This window comes from Desulfosporosinus sp. Tol-M2, assembly GCF_059735615.1.
In genome coordinates this window covers 77500-103193 of sequence record NZ_JCAIJG010000201.1, presented here as the reverse complement: position 1 = coordinate 103193, position 25694 = coordinate 77500, and the positions used below count along the sequence as shown (strand labels likewise).

Annotated in this window: 19 protein-coding genes and 4 pseudogenes; 6 read left to right on the top strand and 17 right to left on the bottom strand. The window is 42.4% G+C overall.

Annotated elements, in window-relative coordinates; all coding sequences use genetic code 11:
- From AC6I5A_RS14745 to AC6I5A_RS14735, 3 genes are all read right to left on the bottom strand, one after another.
- Positions 1-401 (bottom strand): AAA family ATPase (locus AC6I5A_RS14745; protein ID WP_034617733.1); only part of this gene is annotated, 401 nt, incomplete at its 3' end.
- On the bottom strand, positions 398-1690 hold the full coding sequence (locus tag AC6I5A_RS14740) for an exonuclease SbcCD subunit D (protein WP_034617730.1): 1293 nt from the start codon (positions 1688-1690) through the stop codon (positions 398-400). The genes AC6I5A_RS14740 and AC6I5A_RS14745, both read right to left, overlap by 4 nt.
- 228 nt (positions 1691-1918) lie before the next feature.
- Positions 1919-3289, bottom strand: a complete 1371-nt coding sequence (locus AC6I5A_RS14735) for a citrate/2-methylcitrate synthase (protein WP_034617727.1) — start codon at positions 3287-3289, stop codon at positions 1919-1921.
- A gap of 338 nt (positions 3290-3627) precedes the next feature.
- Between AC6I5A_RS14735 and AC6I5A_RS14730 the strand changes: the two genes are divergently transcribed.
- Entirely contained in the window at positions 3628-4023 is a 396-nt protein-coding gene (locus AC6I5A_RS14730; protein ID WP_052168135.1) for a DnaJ family domain-containing protein, read from the top strand.
- 210 nt (positions 4024-4233) lie between these two features.
- On the opposite strand, the pseudogene AC6I5A_RS14725 reads toward AC6I5A_RS14730, so the two are convergent.
- Positions 4234-4479: pseudogene (locus AC6I5A_RS14725) on the bottom strand (DUF3102 domain-containing protein); the annotation flags it as partial.
- A gap of 136 nt (positions 4480-4615) precedes the next feature.
- Here AC6I5A_RS14725 and AC6I5A_RS14720 point away from each other — a divergent pair.
- Both AC6I5A_RS14720 and AC6I5A_RS14715 read left to right on the top strand, forming a co-directional pair.
- Positions 4616-5584, top strand: coding sequence for a DNA cytosine methyltransferase (locus AC6I5A_RS14720; RefSeq protein WP_034617723.1), 969 nt, complete (start codon positions 4616-4618; stop codon positions 5582-5584).
- Positions 5584-6168 carry an HNH endonuclease gene (locus AC6I5A_RS14715; protein WP_034617721.1) on the top strand — a complete coding sequence of 195 codons (585 nt, stop codon included), beginning with the start codon at positions 5584-5586 and terminating at the stop codon, positions 6166-6168. Before AC6I5A_RS14720 ends, AC6I5A_RS14715 begins: the two co-directional genes overlap by 1 nt.
- A 181-nt stretch (positions 6169-6349) precedes the next feature.
- Here AC6I5A_RS14715 and AC6I5A_RS14710 read toward each other — a convergent pair whose 3' ends face one another.
- The 9 genes and pseudogenes from AC6I5A_RS14710 to AC6I5A_RS14670 form a co-directional block, all read right to left on the bottom strand.
- Positions 6350-7603: a 5-methylcytosine restriction system specificity protein McrC gene (locus AC6I5A_RS14710; RefSeq protein WP_052168134.1), complete on the bottom strand. Its 1254-nt coding sequence runs from the start codon at positions 7601-7603 to the stop codon at positions 6350-6352.
- Between the two features lie 125 nt (positions 7604-7728).
- Positions 7729-7946 (bottom strand): annotated as a pseudogene (locus AC6I5A_RS14705) (type I restriction enzyme endonuclease domain-containing protein).
- A gap of 38 nt (positions 7947-7984) precedes the next feature.
- Positions 7985-10519 carry a DEAD/DEAH box helicase family protein gene (locus AC6I5A_RS14700; protein WP_052168133.1) on the bottom strand — a complete coding sequence of 845 codons (2535 nt, stop codon included), beginning with the start codon at positions 10517-10519 and terminating at the stop codon, positions 7985-7987.
- A 591-nt stretch (positions 10520-11110) separates the two neighbouring features.
- Positions 11111-12127, bottom strand: a complete 1017-nt coding sequence (locus AC6I5A_RS14695; protein ID WP_497900805.1) for an SNF2-related protein — start codon at positions 12125-12127, stop codon at positions 11111-11113.
- A gap of 77 nt (positions 12128-12204) precedes the next feature.
- Positions 12205-12885 (bottom strand): M48 family metallopeptidase, encoded by a 681-nt coding sequence (locus AC6I5A_RS14690; protein ID WP_034617711.1) that lies wholly within the window; start codon positions 12883-12885, stop codon positions 12205-12207.
- Positions 12886-12890: 5 nt separating this feature from the next.
- A complete protein-coding gene (locus tag AC6I5A_RS14685; RefSeq protein WP_034617708.1) occupies positions 12891-16070 on the bottom strand; it encodes a type I restriction endonuclease subunit R in 3180 nt (1059 codons plus the stop codon).
- Complete coding sequence (locus tag AC6I5A_RS14680; RefSeq protein WP_052168132.1) at positions 16067-17356, bottom strand: restriction endonuclease subunit S; 1290 nt, start codon at positions 17354-17356, stop codon at positions 16067-16069. Before AC6I5A_RS14680 ends, AC6I5A_RS14685 begins: the two co-directional genes overlap by 4 nt.
- The gene (locus AC6I5A_RS14675) at positions 17353-20028 is read right to left on the bottom strand and encodes a type I restriction-modification system subunit M (protein WP_034617705.1); all 2676 of its coding nucleotides are present in this window, start codon (positions 20026-20028) and stop codon (positions 17353-17355) included. Before AC6I5A_RS14675 ends, AC6I5A_RS14680 begins: the two co-directional genes overlap by 4 nt.
- 92 nt (positions 20029-20120) lie before the next feature.
- Complete coding sequence (locus tag AC6I5A_RS14670) at positions 20121-20252, bottom strand: hypothetical protein (RefSeq protein ID WP_497900804.1); 132 nt, start codon at positions 20250-20252, stop codon at positions 20121-20123.
- Between the two features lie 339 nt (positions 20253-20591).
- Here AC6I5A_RS14670 and AC6I5A_RS14665 point away from each other — a divergent pair.
- A pseudogene (locus AC6I5A_RS14665) lies at positions 20592-21455 on the top strand (tyrosine-type recombinase/integrase).
- Complete coding sequence (locus tag AC6I5A_RS14660; protein ID WP_034617702.1) at positions 21448-22614, top strand: IS91 family transposase; 1167 nt, start codon at positions 21448-21450, stop codon at positions 22612-22614. The pseudogene AC6I5A_RS14665 and the gene AC6I5A_RS14660 overlap by 8 nt, the downstream one beginning before the upstream one ends.
- A gap of 477 nt (positions 22615-23091) precedes the next feature.
- Here the strand turns inward: AC6I5A_RS14660 and AC6I5A_RS14655 are convergent.
- The 4 genes and pseudogenes from AC6I5A_RS14655 to AC6I5A_RS14640 form a co-directional block, all read right to left on the bottom strand.
- A pseudogene (locus AC6I5A_RS14655) lies at positions 23092-23322 on the bottom strand (DUF3427 domain-containing protein); the annotation flags it as partial.
- A 121-nt stretch (positions 23323-23443) separates the two neighbouring features.
- Positions 23444-24136: a restriction endonuclease gene (locus AC6I5A_RS14650; RefSeq protein WP_052168131.1), complete on the bottom strand. Its 693-nt coding sequence runs from the start codon at positions 24134-24136 to the stop codon at positions 23444-23446.
- 473 nt (positions 24137-24609) lie between these two features.
- The gene (locus AC6I5A_RS14645; RefSeq protein ID WP_034617697.1) at positions 24610-24933 is read right to left on the bottom strand and encodes a type II toxin-antitoxin system RelE/ParE family toxin; all 324 of its coding nucleotides are present in this window, start codon (positions 24931-24933) and stop codon (positions 24610-24612) included.
- Complete coding sequence (locus AC6I5A_RS14640; protein ID WP_497900803.1) at positions 24917-25198, bottom strand: type II toxin-antitoxin system Phd/YefM family antitoxin; 282 nt, start codon at positions 25196-25198, stop codon at positions 24917-24919. The genes AC6I5A_RS14645 and AC6I5A_RS14640 overlap by 17 nt, the downstream gene beginning before the upstream one ends.
- 240 nt (positions 25199-25438) lie before the next feature.
- Here AC6I5A_RS14640 and AC6I5A_RS14635 point away from each other — a divergent pair, with 240 nt between their 5' ends.
- The gene (locus AC6I5A_RS14635; protein ID WP_034617691.1) at positions 25439-25660 is read left to right on the top strand and encodes a helix-turn-helix domain-containing protein; all 222 of its coding nucleotides are present in this window, start codon (positions 25439-25441) and stop codon (positions 25658-25660) included.
- The last annotated feature ends 34 nt before the right edge of the window (positions 25661-25694 follow it).

Here is a 25694-nt window from a genome sequence, read left to right as displayed (position 1 = left end):
TTGTCCGTCACCTTATTGTTCCCGGTTACAACCTCGCCGCCGGGCATAGTTAACACAGCGTCCGCATTTTCCTGGGTAAAGCCGGTCCCGCTTTTCTTGGGCCGCGCATATTTGGGATTGCGCCTGACTTTGTAAGTTTTCCCTTGATGCGAGAATTTCAATTCGACATAGGTTTTCGTATCCTGAGCCGCAAAATCACTACGCAAAGTATCCACTGTCCGTACCGAGCCGCTGGCACCGTCAAAAAGGGCAAAGGCAATCGCGTCAAAGATCGTTGTTTTCCCGGCGCCCGTATCCCCGGTGATCAGGAATAAACCCTCGCTGCCGATTTGCTGAAGGGGGAGTTCCACTTTCCCGGCGTAAGGCCCAAAGGCACTCATCACAACGTGCAGTGGTTTCATAGCTTCGCACCTCCCGCCTGCTCCAGGAGCTCCCGGATAATCCGCTGCTGTTCTTCATTTAATTCACAGTTATTTTGCTTGAAATAAAATTCGGCAAAGAGTTCCAAAGGACTTTTTCGGGCCACATCGCCGGAGGCCGCCGTTTGCGAGTCTGCAATCTGTTTGGTACGGCTGTTTGCAAAATCAAGGCGCATAATATTGGGATACACCTGGCGGAGCTGGCCGATAGCGTCAAAAAGCTCCTCCTCATCAGTTAAGATGGCGCGTATGTAATCCTGACAGACGCTGTGCCCAGCGCCGTCCCCAGAAATATCCGAAGAAACTGCCAGAGAAGTCGCAGGAGTAGCTGCCGGAAAAGCCGCTACCGCAGAAGCCGCGTGAGATGCCCCCTCCGGGAAAACCGCCGTCGAGGTCCTCAGCGAAACCCCCGACGCAGCGCCCGCGCGCAGCAGTTCCGCCAGCGGCCCTTTGATCTCCCGCATATCGCGCCGCGCCGTTAAGCTAAAGTTCTGCATATTAATTGCGTCTTTTTGGGCAAATTCAAGTAAGGTTACGGATTTCTGCTGCCGGACTTCGGAAAAGGAATATTTCAACGGCGAGCCGGCATAACGCACGGTTTTCCGGCCGATGGACTGCGGGCCATGGAGGTGACCGAGCGCCACATAAGCAAACGGTTCAAATACAGAGGCGTCAATATTGTCCAGCCCGCCAACGGCAGCCGTTTCAGAGTCCGAACGTTCGGGCTGCAGCGCGCCGCTGGTGATGAACTGGTGGGCGACCAGGATGTTTCGTTCCCCACGGTCAACTTGGGCTGCCTGAATAACCACCCTCACGGCATCCTCATAGGACTCAATACTCTGATCCATAAAATAAGGCTGAACCATGGCCGGCTTAAGGAAGGGCAGCAGATAAATATGCACCGGACCATAGTCATCCTGCAGGGTGATTTTCTGCAGAAAGCCGGCAAAAGTCCCGGCAATATGGACACCATTTTTCGCCATGATGCGGCTGCCAAAATCCAAGCGTTCGGGCGAATCATGGTTGCCGCTGACAATGAAAATTTGCACCTGCCGGGCACAAAGATCGGTCAGGAAATCGTCGAGGACTTCCACCGCTTCGCCCGCCGGCACGCTTTTATCGTAGATATCTCCGGCGATCAGGATACCGGACGGTTTGACTTCATCCACCAGGCGCAGGATATCTTTTAATATGTATTTTTGATCTTCCAGCATACTGAATTCGTTAACGCGCTTGCCGATATGCAGGTCGGCGATGTGGAGGAATTTCATATGAATGGCTCCTTTCCGGTATCGGTATTTTCATATTCCCATCCGACATTTTAAGTTTATCGAATAGCGACAGTCAGCACAATACCGATTGGTACGGAACCACTAAATCTTAGAATGGCCAAATCAATGTTTGCGCGCTTGAAACAGAGAGCCAGATAAGAAGTACGAGACTAAGGTTGTGGTAACCCCGGTCTCGTACTTCTTTAGTTTTAAACACTAATGAAGTTCTTAATCTCTCTCGTTGAGGGGAACGTATTCTTTCCTGCGTTCGACACTTTTATAGGCGGGCCGAATAATTTTCCCAGCATTCACAATTTCTTCGATGCGATGAGCACTCCAACCTGAAATTCTAGCAAGGGCAAAAATTGGCGTGAACATCTCTAAAGGGAGATTGAGCATGCGATAGACAAACCCTGAGTAAAAATCAACATTCGCACTTACTGCTTTATTGGAGTTCGTATATTCGGCAATAACCTTAGGAGCAAGTTCCTCAATCTTGGCATAAAGGTTAAATTCATCTACAAGCCCTTTTACATGAGCAAGCTTACCTGCGTAGGTTTTAAGAACTACTGCCCTAGGATCAGAGATGGAGTAGACGGCATGACCAATTCCATAAATAAGGCCTGAATGATCAAAAGCATCTTTCGTAAGGAGCCGGTTAAGATAGGCAGTGACTTCTGCGTCATCCTCCCAATTTTTTACGTTTTCCTTAATGTTATCAATCATTTGAATGACCTTATGATTCGCTCCTCCATGTCTCGGCCCTTTGAGCGAGCCTAAAGCGGCAGCAATAGCAGAATAGGTATCCGTACCGGTTGAAGTAACAACATGGGTCACAAAGGTAGAATTGTTACCGCCGCCATGTTCGGCGTGAAGTACAAGTGCAAGATCCAGTAATTTTGCTTCTAAATCTGTGTATTTGTGATTAGACCTTAACATATAAAGGATGTTCTCCGCTAAACCCAAGTTCGATTGAGGGCTATGGAGAACCAGACTTTGATTTCCATAGTAATGGGAATAAGCCTGGAAACTATAAGCAACTAAGGAGGGGAAGGAGGCAATCAATTTGATACATTGCTTTAAGGCATTTTTTACCGAGATATCATCGGGGTTGTCATCGAAGGAGTACAAGGCTAATACACTTCGAGCTAACCCATTCATAATATCTTTACTCGGCGCATTTAATATGACATCTCGGGCAAAATTCTCTGGCAGTTTTTGATAAATGCAGAGAAGGCGCTTAAAATCATCAAGTTCCTTCTTATCTGGCAGATTTCCAAAAAGCAATAAATAAACGACTTCCTCAAACCCAAAGCGTCCATCTCCCATGAAGCCTTTGGCCAGGTCAATGATGTCGTAGCCTCGGTAAATTAAACGACCAGGAACTGAAATCAATTCCCCTTCATCGATAATATAGGCGTGGACTTCGCCAATTTCTGTTAACCCAACGAGCACACCTCTGCCGTCAGCATCTCGAAGTCCTCGTTTCACTTCATATTTATGAAAAAGCTCGGTATCAATAGCACCCTTTTTTAAGGTAATGTTACTTAAATCATCAAGTAATTTTTCTTCAAAATTTTTCGATTGGCAATCTTCCATATTACATTCAGCTCCTTCAGATGTTGCTTAAATTGCAGAGCATGGACAAAGAGTTTACTAACCCGATAAGATGTCCGAATGCCTGCCGCAAGCTTTCCGGGTGTTTCCAAAACTGATACCCCTAAACTAATTTAATTGTACCTTATAATACTACCAATGAGATAAAATGTCCATGTAAGTATTATCACTTATACTCGATGGACTTGCTTTTCTCGAATCAATTATATCAGGAAGACCGGTAAAAAGGGATAAGTTAATTATTTGCTGAACATCTACACACTTCACTCTCGTTGATATATAATTATATAAAGTACTTTACATTGTCGAGGTGAGAGTCAATGAAAGATATTTTTGAGGAAATGGCTGAAGAGAAAATTCGGGCGGCAATTAGAAACGGAGAATTCAAGGATCTGCCTGGCGCAGGTAAACCTCTTTACATTGAAAACTTTTATTTCTTACCCCCGGAATTTAAATTTGCCTACACTGTTTTGAGAAACGCAGGCTTTCTAAATCTCGCCACTGAAAAGGCCCCCGTTCCCTCGAGCAATATTAGCAAAAAATTGCAGTACGTCAATCCTTTTTATAATTCAGATGAAATTCTGGAAAAGTCCTCGGACTCCTTTGCAAATGATGAGATAAACTCCTCAAAAATGATACCTTCCAACCCTACGGAGAATAATGCAAGGGCTCTCAATTTTAGTGTTATGAGAGATTGTAAGCGAAGATTATTATGATAAATGAAGACCGGTGAGCCATTGCTTTAACGAAAGTTAATGTACGATTACTAACCGGAAAAATCACATATGCAATGGGAAATAAGCCAGGCTATTTCTCCGCTCATTATAAGCAGCAAGCATAAGCAAACAACCCGTTCGGATTGTTTGCTTATGCTTATGTTATCTCTTACCGAACTGCCCGGCTGAATAATATATTTCACGCATATCTCACGCATCTCCGCCGGGGCGAACTTGTCTGCTCCACGTCTCATCCTTCAGCCACACATTTAAAAGATCGTAAACTTTATTCCTATAAGTGATATAGGTCTCCTTATCATTGGCGGCGATTTGGAGCAGCGCATGCTTCGCTTCTTTAATGGTTTTATCCAGGTCTTCACAGAGGAAGGCGATATGGTTGGCCTTGACCTTGAGCGACGTATTAATGAAGTTCGTTTTCATCCTCTCGTAGCCCTCGTATTTAAATGGCGATTATTACAAGCAAGGTGTGAATAATGGATATAAATTTGCATAGTTTTAGCAGGGATTTTACTGCTGATATAGAATATATGTTCTATATAAATAAACGTATTTAATGAAATGAGGAAAATTTATGACCTGTCTTACTTCAATTGAAATTTGTGCTGGCGGCGGTGGGCAGGCACTGGGTCTTGAGCAGGCTGGCTTTAATCATCTCGCACTTGTTGAGTTAGACCACTACGCATGTATAACTCTAAAAGCTAATCGACCATCATGGAATGTGCTAGAAATGGATTTAAAAAACTTCTCAGCAAAAGATTATCAAGGAATTGACTTATTGGCTGGTGGTGTGCCTTGCCCGCCATTTTCTATTGCAGGAAAACAATTAGGGAAAGATGATGAACGTAATCTTTTCCCAGAAGTTATTAGAATAATTAATGAATGTCAGCCAAATGCTGCAATGATAGAGAATGTCAGGGGATTACTGAAACCTACTTTTGATGATTACAGGAGTTTTATTACAAAGGAAATTGAAGTTCTAAACTATAGCTGCTCGTGGAAATTACTGCAAGCTTCTGATTTTGGAGTTTCTCAAAATCGTGCAAGGACAGTTCTTGTTGCGATTAAGAAAGATTTTGCAAAATATTTCTCATGGCCGTCTATAACTAAAAGCCACACCCCATCTGTAGGTGAGGCTCTTTATAATGAAATGGCTAGATATGGTTGGAAAAATGTAGATGCGTGGAAAGATAAAGCAAATAATATTGCCCCAACTATTGTGGGAGGGTCAAAAAAACATGGAGGGCCTGATTTAGGTCCAACAAGGGCTAGAAATGCTTGGGCAAATCTTGGTGTTGATGGCTGTTTGATAGCAACAGAACCTCCTTCAGAGGATTTTATAGGGATGCCTTATTTGACTGTAAAAATGGCTGCAATATTGCAAGGGTTCCCCGTTGAATGGGAGTTTGCTGGCAGAAAAACCCCAGCTTATCGGCAAGTGGGGAATGCTTTCCCTCCACCAGTGGCCAAAGCGGTTGGCATGGCTATTGCAAAAGCAATAAAGGATAAGAAAAAAGAGGATGCTGAGAGAGGTGTAGCTTAATGGTTGCAGGGAATGGAGCGAGGCGAAAGCTCAGAGAGTTCTTTTATAATAATGTTGGTGTAGTCTTGGATTCCGAAACACTAAGAAGTGTAGCTGGTGTTAGCGAATGGGCGAGGCGGGTAAGGGAACTACGCAACGAGGAAGGCTTGAATGTTTTAACTCATAATGACAGAAGTGATTTAAAGCCTGGCCAATATATTCTTATTGATACTAAACCCATTCCGCATTTTGAGCGGAGTATATCTAAGGAAACTAGGGCATATGTACTTGACCGAAATGGATTTACATGTCAAATGTGTGGTTCAGTCGCCGGGGAACCTCATCCATATGATGCGGGGAGAAAAACGAGGTTACATATTGGTCATATAATTGATAAGTCATTGGGTGGTACTGATGACCCAGCTAACTTAAGGGCTATTTGTTCTATTTGTAATGAAGGCGCATCGAATATTACGCTTGATCGACCGATTGCAGACAAACTATTAGTACAAATACGGCGTGCGCCGAGCGCTGAGCAACTGAAAGTGCTAGAATGGTTAATTAAGAAATTTTCAAATCAAGCAAAGGAAATAATTGACAGGTAATGCCAGCGTTTTCGCTGGTTTTTTATCATAAAGTATCCTATAAAACTTAAATATCTATTGGGACTTTTTAGAACATGGGCTCCGGCGTTCACCCAGTCATAGTGAATATACCGGACATTGCCATCAAGGTATTCCCGTCCGGAACACGGAAAAAGAGGATCCCCCTTGAATTAATAGCAATTTAGAATAACAACCGCTCAGCCAAAGCATCGAGTTGCTTAGCAATCTGAGAAAACGGCGAATTTAAATCCAACGTTTTGACACTGATCCGGTTCCCGCCAATCACATAATCATGATCCGGCACAATTTCTTCATCCGTCTTGGCGTAAAGCAGAACACCGCTTACCTTACCGGAATGATTGGTATCCTTATTCTTGACATATGTATAAATCTGATACATGTTATGCGAATGCAGTGTTTGTCCGTCGCCGAAACGGTTTTGCTGCATCGTATGTTCATAATACTTGGTGTCAATGATCACGGTTTTATCCTGATACTGCAGCGTGATGTCCGATTGCATTCTTGGCAGGAATTCGCCTGTCCCGTCAGCGATGTCCCAATCGATCTGGGAAGCAGAAGCCTTCAATTCAGGATAATGTTTGCGGTAATATTCCAAGACGAATTTTTCGTAAAGGCGGTGCATGCGCTGATCATCAATATAACGCGCCATTTTGCGGGAACCTTCCTGTTCGTTGAGCAGCATCCCCTGGATCACCAAATAACAAATATAGATCAGCATTTTGTAAGTCACGTTATTACGGTTATAGGTAAGGCCCGACCACCTGATCCTGCGAGGGACAACTACATCCACATTGGGAAAAAAGAGCATCACTTTTTTCTTGACATTCGCACCGCCATCCCGAGTTAAGAATTTTCTGTTTGGGTCATCAAGATTTAAATAAGAAAACGGTCGGATCCAGTAGAGACCTACTGTCAGATTCCACTTTACGCCGAGTTGTTTTCTTACAGCGTCATAACAAACAATAAACTTGTCTTTTGATACTTTCGAGGAATTGTCCGCGTAGTTGATTCCGGCTTCAAACATTTTCCAAAGGTTAGGAATATCCTCCGGTTTACGATCGGCTTTATAGCCAAAAAACCAAGCTTTCATATTATTTAAGACAGGGATGCCTTCAAATTCTGTCGGTACCGCGGACGTAACGCCAAGTTTTTCACCGAGACTTTCCATAATCGCGATACGGTTTTTATTAGTAATACCTTTATTAAAGCAGCCGAATATGGTAAACGGACAAATGTCATCAAAAAGCTGACCATGGTCCATAAAAGGGTAGTGCATTTCCAAGTGATCATAGACGGATTTGATCAGCTGAAGAAGCTCCGGACGTTTATCTTTGTATAGAAGCAGCTTATCGGCAAACTCCATATAAAAAGAAGTCCAGGAGAAGGATTGGAGCGGTTGGTTATTGACGTCCAATGGTTTGCACCCTCCTTGGCTTTTGTTTTAACAATGACACTAATTAACTAAAAATATTACTTTCGTTACTACTACTCCAAATAACGCTTCGAATTCGTTTTACATTTTCGTTGAGTCGGTTTTGTTCAGCGGTTAGCCGTATTCTTCAGCAAGAGTTTGATTTTTATTTTCGTTTTGGCCTGAACGCTTTCCTGGATGGCCCAATCCACATTGATGTTGTTCTTGATGGACTGGGTCAGGTCTTTAGTAATTGTCTCCGGAATTCATCACCCATGACTTCCCTTACCGACTTTTTTTCGGCCAAGGCGTCATAAAAGGCCAGCTTATCCGGGGTAAGGCCCATCTTTTATAAATCCTCCACCAATTACCTTTAGCTTTGATTTAAATTGTTGCAATCTCTATATCATAAACATGCCGCCAGCCCAATTCATCTTGGATATATTTTAGAAGATCTTTTCGATAAGCTTGCAATTGCAACCAATTAATTGGGTTACCCTCATGTAACTGAATAAGCCATTTTGAATAGTACCTACCACTACTACGTTGGTTATATCGAATACTACAAACTGCATTGGCTCTATAGAAAAAATTTATAATCCTTGTAACAGAACACTCTACACTTTCTGATGAGTTTGACCGTATTAATTTAAATGACATTGGTTCAACTACTTGGGTTTTATTATTCAGAAAACTTATTAATTGGACTCCTTTTTCCATATTGCATGTCTTACAAAGAATTTGTAAATTTTCTAGAGTAGTTTGTCCACCCATCTTAACCGGAACAATATGATCAATTTCAAGTTTTATACCTTTTCCCAGTTCTCTACCACAGCAACGGCACTTCTTATTATCACGGCTTAAAAGTGCCAGCCTATAGTCTTCTGTACTTCGCCTATTATCTTCAATTATTTCTTCTTCTGATATGGGTTCCGGTTCAGAATTACAATATTTACGCCATTCCGCATCGTTGTAAGCTTGAATAAACATTTCTAGCTTTTTATATAGCTTACTCCATAATAGTCTACTATCTTCATAATCTGACCTTAGTTGGGCCATGCGTTGGGGAGAATTTAACATCGCATGCTTTTCAGGTAAGCGGTCAATATCATACTGATCTCGAATTTCAAATGGTATAAACTCTGGAATTGTTCCATTTTGAGCAATGTGACGAGTAATATTAATAATTGACCTCTTTAGGTTGCCGTCAACGTCATCTTCTTCAAAATTAAAAATATTATTTATTTGCGGAATAATGTCTCCTATAATTTTCTCCGATGATATTCTTTCGCTTGCAAAGAATTCAGGAAGATCATATTCAATAAGAAAATCCATCAGCCGTTTGAAAGAACCATTATTAGTCTCATAAACCATATTCGAATCGCTTGCGGTTAACATTTCTTCGCCGTCGTCATTCTCTATTGATACAACATATTCTGTTTCGTACCAGCCAATGGGCATATAGTACTTACATGGAAGATTCTCTTTGCCAATAAATTCAATGTCTTTGCAAGCTCTTTTAACTAACAAAATAGATACCCATTCTAACGGAGGAACCCCTCGTTTAACTTTGGGAACATCTTCACTATCACCAGTAGTGTCTGAAATATTTGCGAAAGGTAAAAGACGCTTCCAGTTATCTACAAACAAGACTATATTAGCAGTATCCTTGTCCTCACCACCGCCTGCCTTTTTACCCCTCAATGCTCTTCCAATCATTTGAGTAAAAAGGATCCCGCTCGTTGTATTTCTAGTTATCATTACAGTCTTTATATCCGGAACATCTACACCCTCTGTGAGCATTTTAACATTTACTAAAACATCAAGATTACCCGCACGAAATTCCTTTAGTGCTAATTCGTTCTGCTTATTATCCCTTCTACCTACTCCGTCGATAGAAGGGACTTTCTTTCCAGAAGACATTGAATAAACGCAATCGGCTCTAACACCATTTTCCCGAAGTTTCTCAACTATGTATTCGCACTGTACCCATCTATCTGCAAATATAAGGGTCTTTCCATACTCCATTTTATTATTGATGTAGTCGCTCACAATATAATTATTTCTTGCCGAATCATTTGCTAAAATTTCTATAATATTTTCCGGCAAATCTTTATGTTGGGTTACTATTCTATCATAAAGTTTATCGTCAACATCCATGTCCCTACCAGTTGGTTTATTAATGTACTTTGGCCTTGCAAGAACATTATTTTTATAGAGGTCGTTAATATCAGCTTGATAACAAATTCCTCTGTCAAAGATTTTATCTAACCAACCGCGTATTCTTTGATCATTATGTGTGGGTGTAGCAGTAAGACCAAGAATATATATATTATCTATGATTTTTCTAATCTCGGTTAGCAAAGTCCTGCAACCATAAGCCGGAGCATGGTGAGCCTCATCTAGAACTACAAATAGTTCACTCTCAGCACAATTTTCAATCCATTGACGAAGCTTAAAAGTTTGTCTTTCCCCTTTAAATCCTGTTGTTTCATTTAATGCATCGGAAATAGCAGTTTGAGTGGTTACTATGACTATATCATCACTTAGCTCTATACTTCCTGAATTTGCATGAGAAGTATTCGAAGAAACTGTTCTGATATTCAGTGTCTTTCTGGTATGCAATATGTTAGAAGATTCTTGAATAAAACTCTTAGTCGCTTGATCAAGCAAGTAGGATGATTGAGCCAACCATAAAACTTTAATATTATGATGAAGTATTAATCGACATATCCAATTCGTTGCAGTAAACGTTTTTCCCCCAGCAGTTGGCAAAACAAGCAACGAGCCCTTATATCCACTCACTCGTACAGGAAAGGTTTTATTGAGTGCATCAAAAGCTTCCATTTGATGAGCAAAAGGTGTTCTCTTATGTCCATTATTATTGTTTCCCAGATCTAATTTAATAAAACCGTTCATTATTTCCTCCAAAATTTTCCTTTAAATTTTAGAATCCAAAATCCAATTGAATTACTTAACACAAGGAAGCTTTATCCTGTTTCAGCAATAACTACTCCGTCTTTTGATATTACATCGTAGCCAGGATATATCCCAAAATAGAGAATATATGTGGTACATATTCTGAGTGCATCTTAATTAGATATTCAGTAGCCATAAGTGACGCTAGATATGTAAAAGTTTGATTTTGACTGCTTAATCAAGTATGAAGATCGATTTTCCGAAGGATCATTCCCAAATTCAAGGAACCGTATTTCATGGAAAAGATTAATTCCCTTTTGACGTTCAAGTAAATCTTTCAGTTTATTAGTTGTACGTTCTGTAGATTCCATTATTCCTAGTTTAAAATATCTAATTCTTGAGTATTTTCGATTAGTATTTGTTTGTTCCATTTTTTTCCTCCAGAATTTCCTCTGTAATTGATTGGCATCTTATTTTGCAATATAAATCGCGACGCTGTTCCTCTGATGAAGGATTACATGGAATCCGGCTCACAGTTCGGGCACAAGCCTAAAATATTAAACGGGCGATTGCCCCACCAGCTTCCTTCCCTTAGTTCTCGAGGTCAGCTAACTCCTGAAGTATGTCACCATAAAGAGTAGTTGAATTTTCATCTAATAATCGTCGGCATCGATTAATAGATTTCACAGGATAGAGCATGGCGTTAAAGGTCTCCTTGTCCGAAAAAACAGCTTGATTGAGAATATTCATTTGATTAAACAAGTCTTGATCTTGAAGATTGAGTGGGGTTGCCGAGAGCATCAACATCATATCTGTTAGAGCGCTCAGTATTGTACCTAGCTCGTAACTATCGGTTGTGGCATTACGCAGGTGGTGCGCTTCATCGATAATGACCAAAGACCAGAGCGGCATCTCGCGCGAAGAGTTAAGTTCCCGTAAAACACTCAGATAGTTTTTGTGTCGTAGGAGTTCAAAGCTTGCTACAGCCCATATTGCATCTTCTGGCAGGTAACCGCTTGAAGGCACTGTATGAAGAGCATTATTTAAGGAGTTACTGTTAAGCAAGTGAAAAGAAAGTTGAAAACGCTGTTTCAATTCTTTCACCCATTTTGGTCCTAAAGCATTAGGACAAACAACAAGAATTGGGGTACGTCGGTCTAGTCGACCACGGGCAATTAATTCTGTAATGATTATGCCTGTTTCGATCGTTTTGCCAACACCAACCTCATCAGCAATAAACAAGCGCTGTTCTGAACCAGCATTTAAAAACTTACTCAAAGGTTTAAACTGATACGGATTAAAAATAGTACGGCTAGCCAAATAACTATAGAAACTTCCTTCTAAAGGTCTTTTCAATCTAAACCATGTCTGAAACAAGTGGTAGTCTTGGGAATTCCCAAAATCACCAAAAACGAGATTATCTAAAATCTCTTGTTCCTTGTCAATGGAGGGCTCTAGGTACTTTTCCTGATAGGCTCCGATCTTTCCATCCACAGTAACCCGATAGCCAATATTATCAGATCGAATCAAGACCTCATTGATTGTACCTATCTTGCCACTACTTATAATACGCACATTATCTCCCCTGTTAAAACGCGCTTCTATCACTTTAGCAGCCCCCCACTTTATTGCGGTTATATCTGCATCCTTCTCAATCATTCACTGTTCTTGGCCCTATGTAAATCTCATATCTCCTGTTCCAACAATTGCCCATTCTCCTTTAACCAGGCCTTTGCCTTATCCATTGTCGGGGCTTGGGTACGGACGATGTTCCAGAAAGCGGGCGTATGGTTAGCCTCGATGAGATGAGCGAGTTCGTGGACTAAAACGTAGTCAATCACGAACATCGGTGCCTTAATCAAACGCCAACTAAAATTGACGTTATCTTTCATGGTGCAGGAACCCCAGCGGTAGCGGTTGTCAACGATCTTAACTTCGGCGACATTGACACCAAGTTGGCGGGCATGTTGCTTTACCCGTGGGATAATCTTTTCTTTAGCCTTGCCAATATACCATTCCCGCAAGGCTTTGGCCTGTTTCGACGTCTGCATATCCGGAATAAAGAAACGCTGCGTAAACTGAATCTCCTTCAAACCCGTCTTGACGACCTCGATGCGGTATTGTCGTCCTAAATAAAGTGTAGATTCACCGCTGACGAGTTCCTTCCCCGGTGCATGGGGCGAGTCATATTTCTGAGGATGTCCTATTTTTTCGTAAATCCATTGATGCTTTGACGCCACTACCTGATCTATTTTTTCATCAGATGTACCTTCCGGTGCATGCACGACGACGCTTCGATCACGTTCGACGGTGATAGTCAGCTTACGACGCTTAGATGATCTTTGAATTGTATATTTAAGTTCCATCGTAATCACTCCGCGTATAGAATAACGTCATTGTTCTTTTCGGCGATTTCCATAATTCTGCTAAAAATATGTTCCCGATTCGCTATTATCCCAGGAAGTTTGGAGAACTCCGCTGAAAGAAGAATTTTCTGCAGTTCCGACCTTAGCTTGTTTCGAGCAGGAATACTATCCCAGAATCCTACCAGTCGCAATTCACGCCCCACAACCAAGTATATCTTCTGAGTCAGGTCCACCAGCTGGCTGATCTTATCATCATGGCTTATGCTAAATTTAGCCCGCCCTTCTGCAACCCCAAATTCCCCTTTCTTCCCTTCGTCCTCTCCAAATATCTCCCGCTTAAACATGCGGAAAAAGGGCATTTGTTTCTTCCGATGCAGACCGTAGTTTTCTTCCTTACTGGTATTCTTAATACGCTCTCGCAGTTTTTCCAGCTCTTCGAAGATCTTATTCCAATTATCGCGAAATTGCGCAAAAATTTCTGCCAAGGCAGCGGCAAAAGAGGCCTGTAGGTCTGGATCATCATCCAGTTCAACCTCAAGATGATGGCGAATTGCGTGCTCAACTTCCGCAGCTTTGGTTTTGATGCGCTTATGTTTAGCCACCTGTTTTTCAAATTTTTCGTCGAGGATAGAAATCGGTTCTATCTTCAGCTCAATCCCCTTTGACTCTAAGTATATATCGGTAATGCTGCGCAGCTTTTCCGGAATCCCCTTCATGCTCAGACGGTTGTCGCGAAAATGTTTTCCAGCCAAAACATTGATCTCGTTAAGAGCTTGGTAGTCAGCTACATAATCGAGAGCTTTTCGGGAGGGTAGAAGCAGGTTCATACAACGGGTGAACTTCTTGAATGCCAAGATGAAATCGAATCGCAGATCTTCATCATAAAAGAGATCAAAGAACGCATCGTGATCCGTTAGATCTGTCAGGCCGTGCTTCTTGAGCAGCTCCATGACATCAGCATGGCTGGCGATGAGTTCACGCAGCTCTTCTTCAGGGAAACTAAGGGAATCCGTTACTTCCTTCTGTTCCCGTTCATCGTAATTATCTAAGGCTTTTTTTAGATGATGACCAATCCCAACATAGTCAACCACGAAGCCCTTGTCTTTATTTACGCCACCCACACGATTGACTCGGGCGATAGCTTGCAAAAGATTATGTGCTTTGATTACCTTGTCCAGATACATGACCTGTTCCACTGGAGCGTCAAATCCGGTCAGAAGCATATCTGTGACAATAAGGATACCGGTATCGCCGGCAACACCATCTTCTTCACTGTCAAAACCCAATTTAAAGCTCGAAATGCTGGTTTCGTGCTTTGATTTAACGGTATAGAGTTTAAGATGCTGCTTATCATTTTGACGCGCAGAAATAATCACATCCGTCTTTAGCTTCTTAAGTCGATCCAGGTTAAGTCTCCCCGGTTTAGCTTGTTCAAGTTCAGCTATTGCAGACGACAAAGCTTCATCAATGTGTTTCTTGTAGCACACTGCCGCTTCGCGGGAGGTTGCTACCACCTGGGCTTTATAGCCATTGGGGAAAACATGATCCAGGTAATGTTTCACCATATCCTTGGCCTTGGCAGCGATGGTGGGCTCAGCTTCCAAATAGGCATCACGAGAACCATAACCGAGAATTTCCAGGCGTTCTTGAAGGTTAAAATCGCTGAATACATCTGCGAAAGCTATATCCATCCCCAACTGATCGTTTACTTCGGCATTATGGGTACGCCCTTCATAAACGATTTCCAGGGTTACCCCGTCTTCAATGGACTGGCGCATCGTATACTTATCAATATACTCACCAAAGACCCGTTCAGTTTTATCAATGGGGGTACCAGTATAGCCAATTCGAGCTGCATTTGGTATACCTTTATCCAGGTTTGCCCCGAGCATTGCATATTGAGAGCGGTGAGCCTCATCCGTCATAACCAGGATATAGGGACTCGTGTTTAGTTGCGGAAAAATCTCCGTTAGATCGGCATCGCGAAACTTATGGATCATCGCCATAACAAGATCTGAGGAGTCCGAGCGCAAGAGCTCTTTAAGTTTTTTTATGCTAACCGCGACCTTGACGGTAAACCCTATGCTCTGGCTGGTCTCGGTTAACTGATCTTCCAACTGGGTACGGTCGGTAACAAAGATTACCTTCCAGTGGGACAGTTGGGCGTGGCGGTACATTTCGCGCACCATAAACATCATGGTTAGTGATTTACCGGAACCTTGGGTGTGCCAGATAATCCCGCTCCGTTCACGTGGATTTTGGCCTTCCAAGAGGCGTTTTACTGCTAGCTTAACCGCGCGGAACTGTTGGTAGCGGCCAACGATTTTGATGGTCTCTCCTTTGTCGTTGGTACTAAACAGGGTAAAGGTACGGATCAGATCCAGAAGATTGTCAGGGTCCAACATCCCGGCAATTAGGCGCTGCTGGTCATTAGGCCCGCTTGCTCCATGTTCCAGATCATTCACGGTACGAGGATATGGATCCGCCCAACGGTAGAAATATTTTTCACTATGCGTGGTAATCGTGCCGAATTTCGCCTCGTTGCGGCAGGTAACGATAAGAACTTGGTTATAGTAAAATAGCGGCCCACTGCCTTCTCCTTTATCTCCGCGCTGTTCACTGTATCGGAGTAGCTGATCAATAGCTTCCGGGAGGGCATCTTTGACCTTGGGAGATTTGCACTCGACTACCACTATAGGCAGGCCATTTAAGAACAGTACGATGTCCGGTATAATATGGTGCTCCGTGCCCAGGATACGCACCTTGAATTGGCAGACGGCGATAAAGCTATTATTATCCCGATGCGTGAAGTCAACAAAACGCACAGTTGGACTCTTCTCACCAGTCTGGCGATTCTCGCTGACACTGGTATTCTCCAGCAGCAGGTTGAAGATATGCTGATTATTTCCAATCAGTCCCGTACCAGGGAAACCGGCGGTTAGCTGCTTGATGACTTCTTCTATCTGATCGTCTGCCAGCCAGGGGTTGATAACCTTGAGTTGTTCACGCAGGATAGGCAGCATTACGACCTCTGTAAAGCTCTGGCGATAACTATCCTTTGGGTGCTGCTTGGAATCAAGGTCAAGGATATCCCACCCCAAACCTGCGAGTTGATCAAGGAAAGGTTTCTCCACGTGATTGCGCTCATCAATTTTAATGTGTGGGGGTGTTTTATCCTGATTCATCCGTTTATCACCCCTTCATCAAGCAGTGGTGTGACGCGTTTTATACCTGTGAGCAGGTCTTGCATGAGGGCGGTTTTGAGAATTTTTAACTTATTATGTTTTGAATTCTCACTTTCTACCTTTTCTTTATGGGAATTTAGAACACTTGAAATACGTTCTTGTTCGTCTTTACTAGGGAATCTCAATAAAACTTTTCTAAAAACAGATTGTTTCACACCAACAACTGTTGAACCACTTGTTAATAGCTCTATCCTATCTCTAGAATTTTCCCAATGAAGAACCCAGTATAAGTAGTCACTTGATAGTTCATTTGAATTTACTAATAAAGTCAATAACCTTTGTGCTAAAGCAATTCTGTATTCTGGTACTTTAGCAACATTCCCCATAGGTGCTTCTGTAGTGAATAATATATCCCCATAATGTGGAATCCCTCGAGTCATCCAATCGTCATAAGCCCCTTCTTCAATAAATTCTTGAGGATATATATTTAAATATCCGTCTCTTACATTCTTAGCAGTAATCAAAGGAACTCCAGAATCTACTTTTTTAGGAGTTCTACCTCTATAATCAATTATCTCATCAAGTTTTTTTTCAATCTCAGCAACCTCCCACTCCATCGGAATCCTTCCAAGAAGGGAGTCTTTGAATTGATGAGTCTGTTCGGAACGGATGTTGCCGTGTTCATCAATGCCGCGGGTAAGGAGGTCCTGCATCAGGCCGGTCTTGATTCGTTGTCGCTTGGCAATCAACGCCTCCGTCTCTGCAATCGCTCGGTCCACCGTTGAGAGGATCTCGGCGATTTTGGTTTGTTCGGGCTTAGAAGTTGGTAGAAGCAATCCAACTCTTGATACAATACCCGTATTCAAATTTCCTTGTGTTCCAGTTTGTCGACTGTTAGAGAGTATTTCCTCTTTGCTTGAAAGGTAGTAATAGAGATATTCACGATCCACATCTTTAATTAGTTCATCAAACCATACAAAACCATCGTGTATACAAACAGGGAAAGTCGTGATGATTGGACGCCCGATTGTAGCACAAATGCTAAGTATAACTTCTCCAGGGTTAATCTCAACGCTTTTTTTTACGCCTAAAGCAGATAAATAATCTCGTGTTTTAAATAAGTATTTATTCGACGATGTTACATCTGAGATACGCACCCATCCAATATCATTCCCCCACCACTTTGGATCTTGGATCGGACGTGGAGATGCTCCGCGTTTAACTAAACAGCAATCACCAATCCGTAAAAACTTCCATCCTTCGGGTATTTGATTTGCTGATTTCATTTCAAATACCCCAGCCCTTTCAGAAACCCATCCAGCGTCTTAAGAGTCTGAGTTCGTTCACCTTCTAATTCACGACTGGAAATAGCATATTTATCCCAGAATCTTTCTACTATTTGAATCAAACCTCGCTTCTCCGCATTAAGATAACGGTTCAATTCCTGATTTATAATGTCGTACAGTTTACCCAAGATCAGTTCTTGCGCTCGTTCTTCTGTCAATTGCCCTCTAATTGCACCTAGAATGGTATCGGTTTTGGCTATCCGCGCTTCGAGTGCAGCTTTGTCCTTATTGAGTGCAGTGATCCTCTTTTTATCGTCTTTATTGGCCGGATTTAGACCCTCAAGTTGAGCATCCACCTGACGGATCAGCTCCAAGTTTTCAGCCTTAAATTCCTCGCCACCCAAACGTTTCAACTGGAGTTTAAGCTCCAGTTCATCGGTTTTAATTTTCAAAGCAGCCTTACTGGCCTTAATACGGATCTCAATGGCAGTAATGGCCTTTTCTTGTGTTTGCAGGGTATTCAGTTCCTTACGTGCAGATTCTCCGGTGCTCCCTTTAAGATCGTCGCTCATTTCCTTCAGAGCTTTTTTAATTACAGTAGCAGAAACTGTTTCCCCTTCTTCGGGCTCGTAGGCCGCTATTTCTTGAGCAGTTTCCACTGCTTCAGATAGTACGCTTTGTGCCTCGCTAATCTGGGCTTCTAAGGTTTCAATTGCATCCGCTTCAACCTGAAAGAATGCAACAATCAGATAATAGTCCAGAATCAGGCTGTGATGCCAGCCGGTAGAGATGATAGTCTTGAGATCGTAACGGATCTGCTGCCACCAGTTCACAAACACTCCAGCACTCTTGTATTCATCAAGTACCTGTAAAGGGATCAACTTCTCCTTGATTGTATTTAATAATTCATGGCGTACCTCAGGCATCTTTATACCATCTCGTAAACCTGAAAATTTAACCCGCGCTACCTGCCACCAGGCTTCCAGCGCATCGTGGTGTGCTGCTAATGTCTGATGCAATGAGGAATTAGCTTCCAATACTATTTTGATGTCCTGCTTAGTCTTAATGTTCTCCACAAACGAAAGGTATCCCGACCGCTCCGACTGAAAAAGTGCCTGTATATCAATGTCAAATCGGGCAAAGTCATTAGCACGTTCAGCCACCTCGGCCTCGGGAATGCCACCAATCAAGTGAGCTTGTACATCCTCTGGCTCTGGATCTGGGGTGTTGTCCACATAGCGGCGGATATTCAAGTTATAATCATGGGTCTCTACGATCTCCTTTTTACTAACCAAGCGGCTGTATTTGGGAATCTCCCGTTTATGCGTGAACACAAAATCGATCTTCTCAATATCTTCAGGGCGCAACTTGTTCTGTGCCTTACCTTCAGCGTATTCTCGGTCGGCATTAATAAAGAGCACCTGATCTATCAAGGAATCCGGCTTACTCTTATTAGCCACAATTACGCAGGCAGGGATTCCTGTGCCATAAAATAGGCCAGGAGGCAGACTGATAATAGCCTCGATCACATCATCCTCAATGAAAATCTCACGGATTAGTTTTTCCTTGCCGCCACGGAAAAGCACACCGTGTGGCATGATCGTAGCCATATGACCGTTAGTATTAAGACTGGCCAGCATATGTTGGACAAACATAAGGTCGGCCTTCTTCCCAGTCTCAGGGCACCATTCGCGGAAGCGACTCGGGAATTTTAGATTCGAACGACTATAGTTCTGGGAAAAAGGGGGATTAGCTAGTACTCGATCAAATTTCTTGATTTGACCGTTTTCAAGGATTTGTGGATCTTCCAGAGTGTCCCCATTCTCAATCGTGAAGCGGGTGATATTATGAAGGATCATATTCATGTTGCAGATAGACCAAACGGTGCCGTTAGAGTCCTGTCCATAGAGCGCTAAATCATTCGGGTCCTGCCCCTGCTCTTCTACATACTGATGAGACTGAATGAGAAAACCGCCGGAACCTACCGTCGGATCATAAATTTCGTTACCCGCCTCCGGCTTTGTGATCTGCACAAGCAGACGCACGACCTCGAATGGTGTATAGAATTCGCCGCCTTTTTTTCCTGCGCTATCCGCGAAATATTTAATTAGATATTCATAGGCAGCACCCAGCAGGTCAGGGAACTCAAAGTTATCGTTGACCAGTAGAAATTGAGGCTGATTAAAATGATCAAGTAGGTCCTTCCACTTCTGGTCGGGAATCTTGGTCTTCCCTTTGATCGCGTTGAAATCAATATTGTTTTTAAGAACACCTGCCAAAGTGTCGTTTTCCTCCTCGACAGCTGCAATTGCTTTATTCAGCATGTTCCCTATATCGTGTTTTAGGTCCTTCAATGCGGGTACTGTTTCGCCATTTTCATCGGTCCAGGATTCATGCCAGCGGGCACGGATAGGGACAAAGAAAGTCTCGCCATAGGATGTTTTTTCTTTAAGCAGCTCATGGATAAGACCGGGCTGGTCTTTTAAATGAGCGAAATCTTTTGTCCGTAATTGTTCGCGTTTGCGGTCAAACTCATCAGATAAACGTTTTATGAACAGCAGGCCGAAGATGAATTCCTTAAATTCGGAGGCATCCATCTTACCCCTTAGGATATCGGCTGATTTAAATAGAAAGCCTTCGAGCTGGGAAAGGGTAATTTTCTGATTATTCAAGTTGTTATTCCTCCTGTACTATAATCTGTGGTTCCAGCATTATTTCGGCGCGTGACTAATTAGAAACATTAACAATTCTCATCTAATTAAACTCAGATTTTCTCTTTATAATAATCGAATGCCAAAGCTTCGGACATATTCTCTGGTAGTTCATTATAAGGCGTTTTGTTCAGTGGCAAATCCACTTCTTTTTCGTTGGTCGCCCATACAAACCCACCGCCCACGATATCTCATCACCGACGATCGCCAACGAACCACCGTCTGGATCCAGCACGGTTCCTGGCGAGGGGCTGAAGTCTCTTGAGTATACGTTCCACGAAACACAGCCGGAATTGACGATAGTGACTCGATCATTATAAGGCTTGCTATTACCCGAATATGGATAATGATCAGTTTACTGCGCGACAGGATTAGTCGGTAATAAACATAGCACTAAACCGCTGGCGCGGTGGTTCCCGTAATATTTTAATCATTTTTCCTGAACTGTTCTGCAAAGAGTCAGTTCATTTTTTATTGATCTCCTTTAAAATAAAGCTACTTTATTTAAAGGAGATGTTTATGCTGTGACAAAAGAAGAAGTTTTAGCCAAGCTAAAATTCGATGTGGAGCTTAGAGGGTTTAGTAAACATACCTAAGCTGAATACTATACCAAAGTTAAACTCTACCAGGATCACTTCGATAAACCTGCCACTGAGCTAGGAGTAGAAGATGTTAGACAGTTTCTTCATTATCTCACTACGGTTAAAAAGCTTGCTCATGAATCGGTAAATACCTACAACAGCGGCCTCCGCTTTTTGTATGGCGTAACTTTGAACGTTAATTTAAACACTAGGCAAATCCCTCGCCACCGCAAACCGCGCAAGCTCCCTGACATCCTTACCCAAGAGGAGATACAAGCCCTTTTTAACGCCTGCGACAACTTACGAGATAAATGCATTCTCATGACCCTCTATGGTGCGGGACTTCGCTTAAGTGAAGTGGCTTCTCTTAAAGTCTCCGATATCCATAGTGATAAAATGCAGTTGTTCATCCGTAACGCCAAAGGTAGCAAAGATCGTTATGCCCTGCTTTCTCAGGCTAATCTTGAGATTCTTAGAGCTTACTGGAAAGCTTACCGCCCCAAAGAGTGGCTTTTTTACAGCAGGAATCATACCGGCATCCACATGACTCCCAAAGCGGTACAAAATCTCTTTCATAAATATGTCAAGAAAGCTAAAATCACTAAAAACGTGACAGTCCATACTATGAGGCATAGTTTTGCTACTCATCTACTCGAATCCGGCACAAGTATTTACCATATCAAGCAACTGCTTGGTCACTCAAATATCAACACGACTTGCGTTTACTTGCATTTGGTTAAGATTGAATCTCTCAACGTAACAAGTCCCCTTGATCAGATGGCTGAATCGGACAAAGACAATGGCTGAGGTCCAAGATGTCTTCATAAAATACGGCAAAAACTATCGAACCAACCATAAGCTCACTATCACGCAACATAAGGCGATGTCTGCCATTCAAAAATGTAGAACGTCAGAGCTAGGCGGCCATAAGGAGGTTTGTGACAGTTGTGGGCATACCCGTGTTTCTTACAATTCATGCCGCAACAGGCACTGCCCTAAATGCCAAGCTCTGGCCAAAGAACGTTGGATTGAAAAGCAGAAAAGCAATCTGCTCGACATCGGATACTTCCATGTGGTATTCACGATCCCGGATACTCTCAATTTAATGGTCTACCAAAATCAAAAAGCTGTTTATACCCTTTTGTTTAAGGCCGTTGCTGAAACTCTCGCCGCATTAGCCTCTGACAAAAAATATCTCGGTGCAAAGATCGGCTTTACATCTGTTCTGCATACTTGGGGACAAAACCTCATGCACCATCCCCATCTTCACTGCATTGTACCAGGCGGCGGATTATCCTCCATCGGAAAATGGGTGAACAGCAGAAAGAAGTTCTTCATTCCGGTAAAAGTTCTCTCCCGGAAGTTCAGAGGTAAATTCCTGTATTACCTTAAACAGCTCTTCTACCAAAATAAGCTTGAATTCCACGGAAGTCAAACATATCTTTCCGACGATAAGGAATTCGAAAAGCTGCTCTCCTCTCTCTATGGTAAAGAGTGGATTGTTTACTGCAAACCGCCGTTTAAAAATGCTGCTTATGTTGTTGAATACCTGGGGCGATATACTCATAGAGTGGCTATATCCAATAATCGCATCGTTAGCATTAATAATGATACCGTTACCTTCAAATGGCGTGACTACAAGGATGACAATAAGCATAAGGTGATGAAGATTTCCGCCGATGAGTTTATCCGTAGATTTCTTATTCACATCCTGCCGAGTGGTTTTATGAAAATTAGACACTATGGTTTGCTAGGAAATCGTAACAAGACAACCAAACTAAAGCTTTGCAAAATGCTTACCCATACCCCTCTTTTAATCCAAGAAAAGTCCACTACACTTCAACTTATCCAGAAGCTAACCGGAATAGATTTATCTAAATGCCCTAACTGTGGTTTAGAAAAACCCAGACGGTTTATAAGCTTGGGCAAATCCCCTCCTATTACTAACAAAACTGTATGTGTTTAAAAAATGCCCTGTCATGGGGAGGGGGAAACTATATCTATTTTGGCATGATTTAACGCTGCTCTAATACATTTGAACCGAGTTTTCCTTAAGATCATATAAATTAGGCGGGAGATTAGATATTCAATCCCCATAGCGAGAGCACAAATCACCGCGGTTTCGTGCTATGTCAATTATCCAAAGTTAGGCAAACAGCTGCTCCATTAGAACCTGCTTCTAATTTACTCAAGCTCTGATTCGGGTTTGAGCTTTTTTTACGCCTAACTTCGGATAATTCGCTAGACACAATCCTCATCTCAAATGAATTCGTTATAAACTTCTATGCTTCTTTATGTTTATACCGTCCCCAACCTCTCCGCCACTTCCACATCCGCCAGCCAAAACTCTTACTGCTCTAACTCCTCTGCCCTCACCCACGAATAACCCGGTGAACCTTCTTTGCAGCTTTCCTTCGATAATCTGACAATCAGAGAAAGTAACATGTTTGACATAATCCGCTAAACCTAGAAAGGTATTAGATACCGCCCCTGCAGCATCGTTTTATACTCCCGCACGAACAACATGATCTTGCTGTTTTTTGGTGATGGTTATAACGCTAGCCCGTATCGGAATCTTTTGAGATTATGCTCTGGCTCTGCCAGCGGAACAACTGGTCGTTGATTGAATAATCTTGGTACATCGTAGTCGGAGAGTAGTCTTATCAGATTTCTGCCAAACTGTAACGTGGAACATTTGCAGCTTCCTTTTCTCCAAAGCCGGAATCATCCGGTCTGAACTCATTGTATTCTTAGCGATATTTTGAATGCTGGCACTTACTGCATAAGCATCCACTTTATGATTTTCTATTACGCTGATGGTCATAACAATAAATGTTGCCATTAAACCTCTGTTTATTGGATAAACAATATTGCTTCACCTTTTCAGAAACTGGTTTATTACAAATAACACAAACGTCATTTTCTGTTGTAACTTGTTGTATATCTGTAGCGGCAGCTTCTTGTCGAACTTCAGTAATGGGACTGTCTTTCTTAATTGACAACAGTGCCTTGGCCAAATGATTCCTATTCCACAATTCAACCTTGTTTGCTTTAGCCAATTCAATGGCCGCTTTTGAATAAAAACTATTAGTAATTACCATGGCCTCCGGACATCCATACTTACCCTTCGCGGCAACAGCCTCTTGTACCGCTTTTATACCAACTTTCTTCTTATACCTCTTGGCTTGAATTACTGTTTTTATTCCATCTTTAGAAGTTACAAAATCGGCGCCATAGTCACCGAAGTATTGTGTCCTCTCGACCCTATAACCAAGTTTCTCGAAAAGCGCTTCAAGATACTTTTCAAAGGTAAGACCATCCATTTGATCAATTTCATAAATACCTGATTTAACCAGCCGATTTTTGTTCCAAAGCAGATAGGCTAATTTGATAAGAGCTAAGATCCCTAAAAACAGCCACAATTGCCACATAGTGAAAAATCCTTTAACAAAAGCAAGAAGAATATCTTTTGTCTGAAATAGCGGCATTATTAATAATCCCCCCATTTAGGCATAGCTTAACCGCAAATACTCTTTGCCTTAAATCAATCCTTGCTCACAAAAAAACTAAGTATAAAAAGAATCTTCTCCAATTATTCATTATCTCACATTTAATGCGAGAATCGTGGCGAAACAGGTACCTGGAAATGTCGAAATTAGTCATTGCGTTTTGTTTTCCAGCCCCTAGACTCGCCATTTTCCCTGAATTGCCTAAAGATGAGGCGTTACAAAGTAAGCAAGCACAAGCATCCAACCCGTTCGGATTGTTTACTTGTGCCCTCAGGTGCCGCCCTTTGTTTATTTTTTAATATATTCCCTAATGTTCAAGAAACCGGATTTAATGGTGAAACAGCCTTAACCCCGAAAACGCCATAACCATAGCATATTCATTGCATGATGCGATTACAATATCATCTCTTACCGAACCGCCTGGCTGAACAATATATTATATTCAATTGTTTCTACAGCAGCCAACCATAATCCTGCCGACAATCCACCACAGCGGTGACGTGGACAATACCGTCCTGAAGTTCATAGATTGCCAGATAGTGCTTCTCAAAAAGGAGTTTCCGATATTTTTGAAATTGGATAGCATCATGCTCCAGCCATGGGTTCCGCTCTGGCATGCCGGCAAGGCTATTCGTCATCTCCACAAAGGTCTCAATCAGCCTGTTTGCGGCCGACGTGCTTACATTAGCCAGAAAGCGTGCGTGTGTTATAAGCATTTCTCGAGCAGTTTCCGTGACTACGACCGTGTACGTATATGGTTTATTTCTTTCGGTCATTGGCAGCCTCCGCGACAGCCTGACGCATGGCTGCTACTGTTTCGTCTACGGAATAGGCGCGGCCTTTGAGAATGTCCAGTTCCGACTGCATCAGCTTTTCCTTGAGCTTGAGGAGGCTCTCACGCCGGGCAAATGATTCCACATCCATTACTACGAGATCACCCTCGCCATTTTTGGTGAGATATACTGGCTCTCCCGTTTGCCTGCACAATTCAGATATCTGGTTGTAGTTTTTACGGATGGCTGCGGAAGGTTTAATGTTCATCATACGGATCACCTCAAATGGTACTCTTAAAATATACTAATTACATGCTTATTATACTACCAATGAGATAAAATGTCCACGCAACTGTTCCCGTCCTTCTTGCGGGACTTAATTATGGCCTATCTAAATCGAAAGCGCTACCGATTTGAATAGATCCACAAATAGTGACAATATTTTAACGTTAAAATATTGTCACTATTTGATATTCCTTTAAGGCATACTTATTCTGAGGTGATTTCTGTGTACGAGAGAATCCGCAATATGCGGGAAGATAGAGATATGACCCAATCCCAAATGGCAGAGTATCTGAAAATTCATCAAACAACCTACTCTGACTATGAGATTGGTAAACTAAATATCCCGCTGCCGGTTCTGGACAAAATAGCCGACCTGTTTGAGACCAGCATCGATTATTTGGTAAACCGCACGGATGTAGAGAAACCCTATCCTCGCAAGAAATAGGTTAAATATAGTAAAAACCGTCAAGACCCGCAGA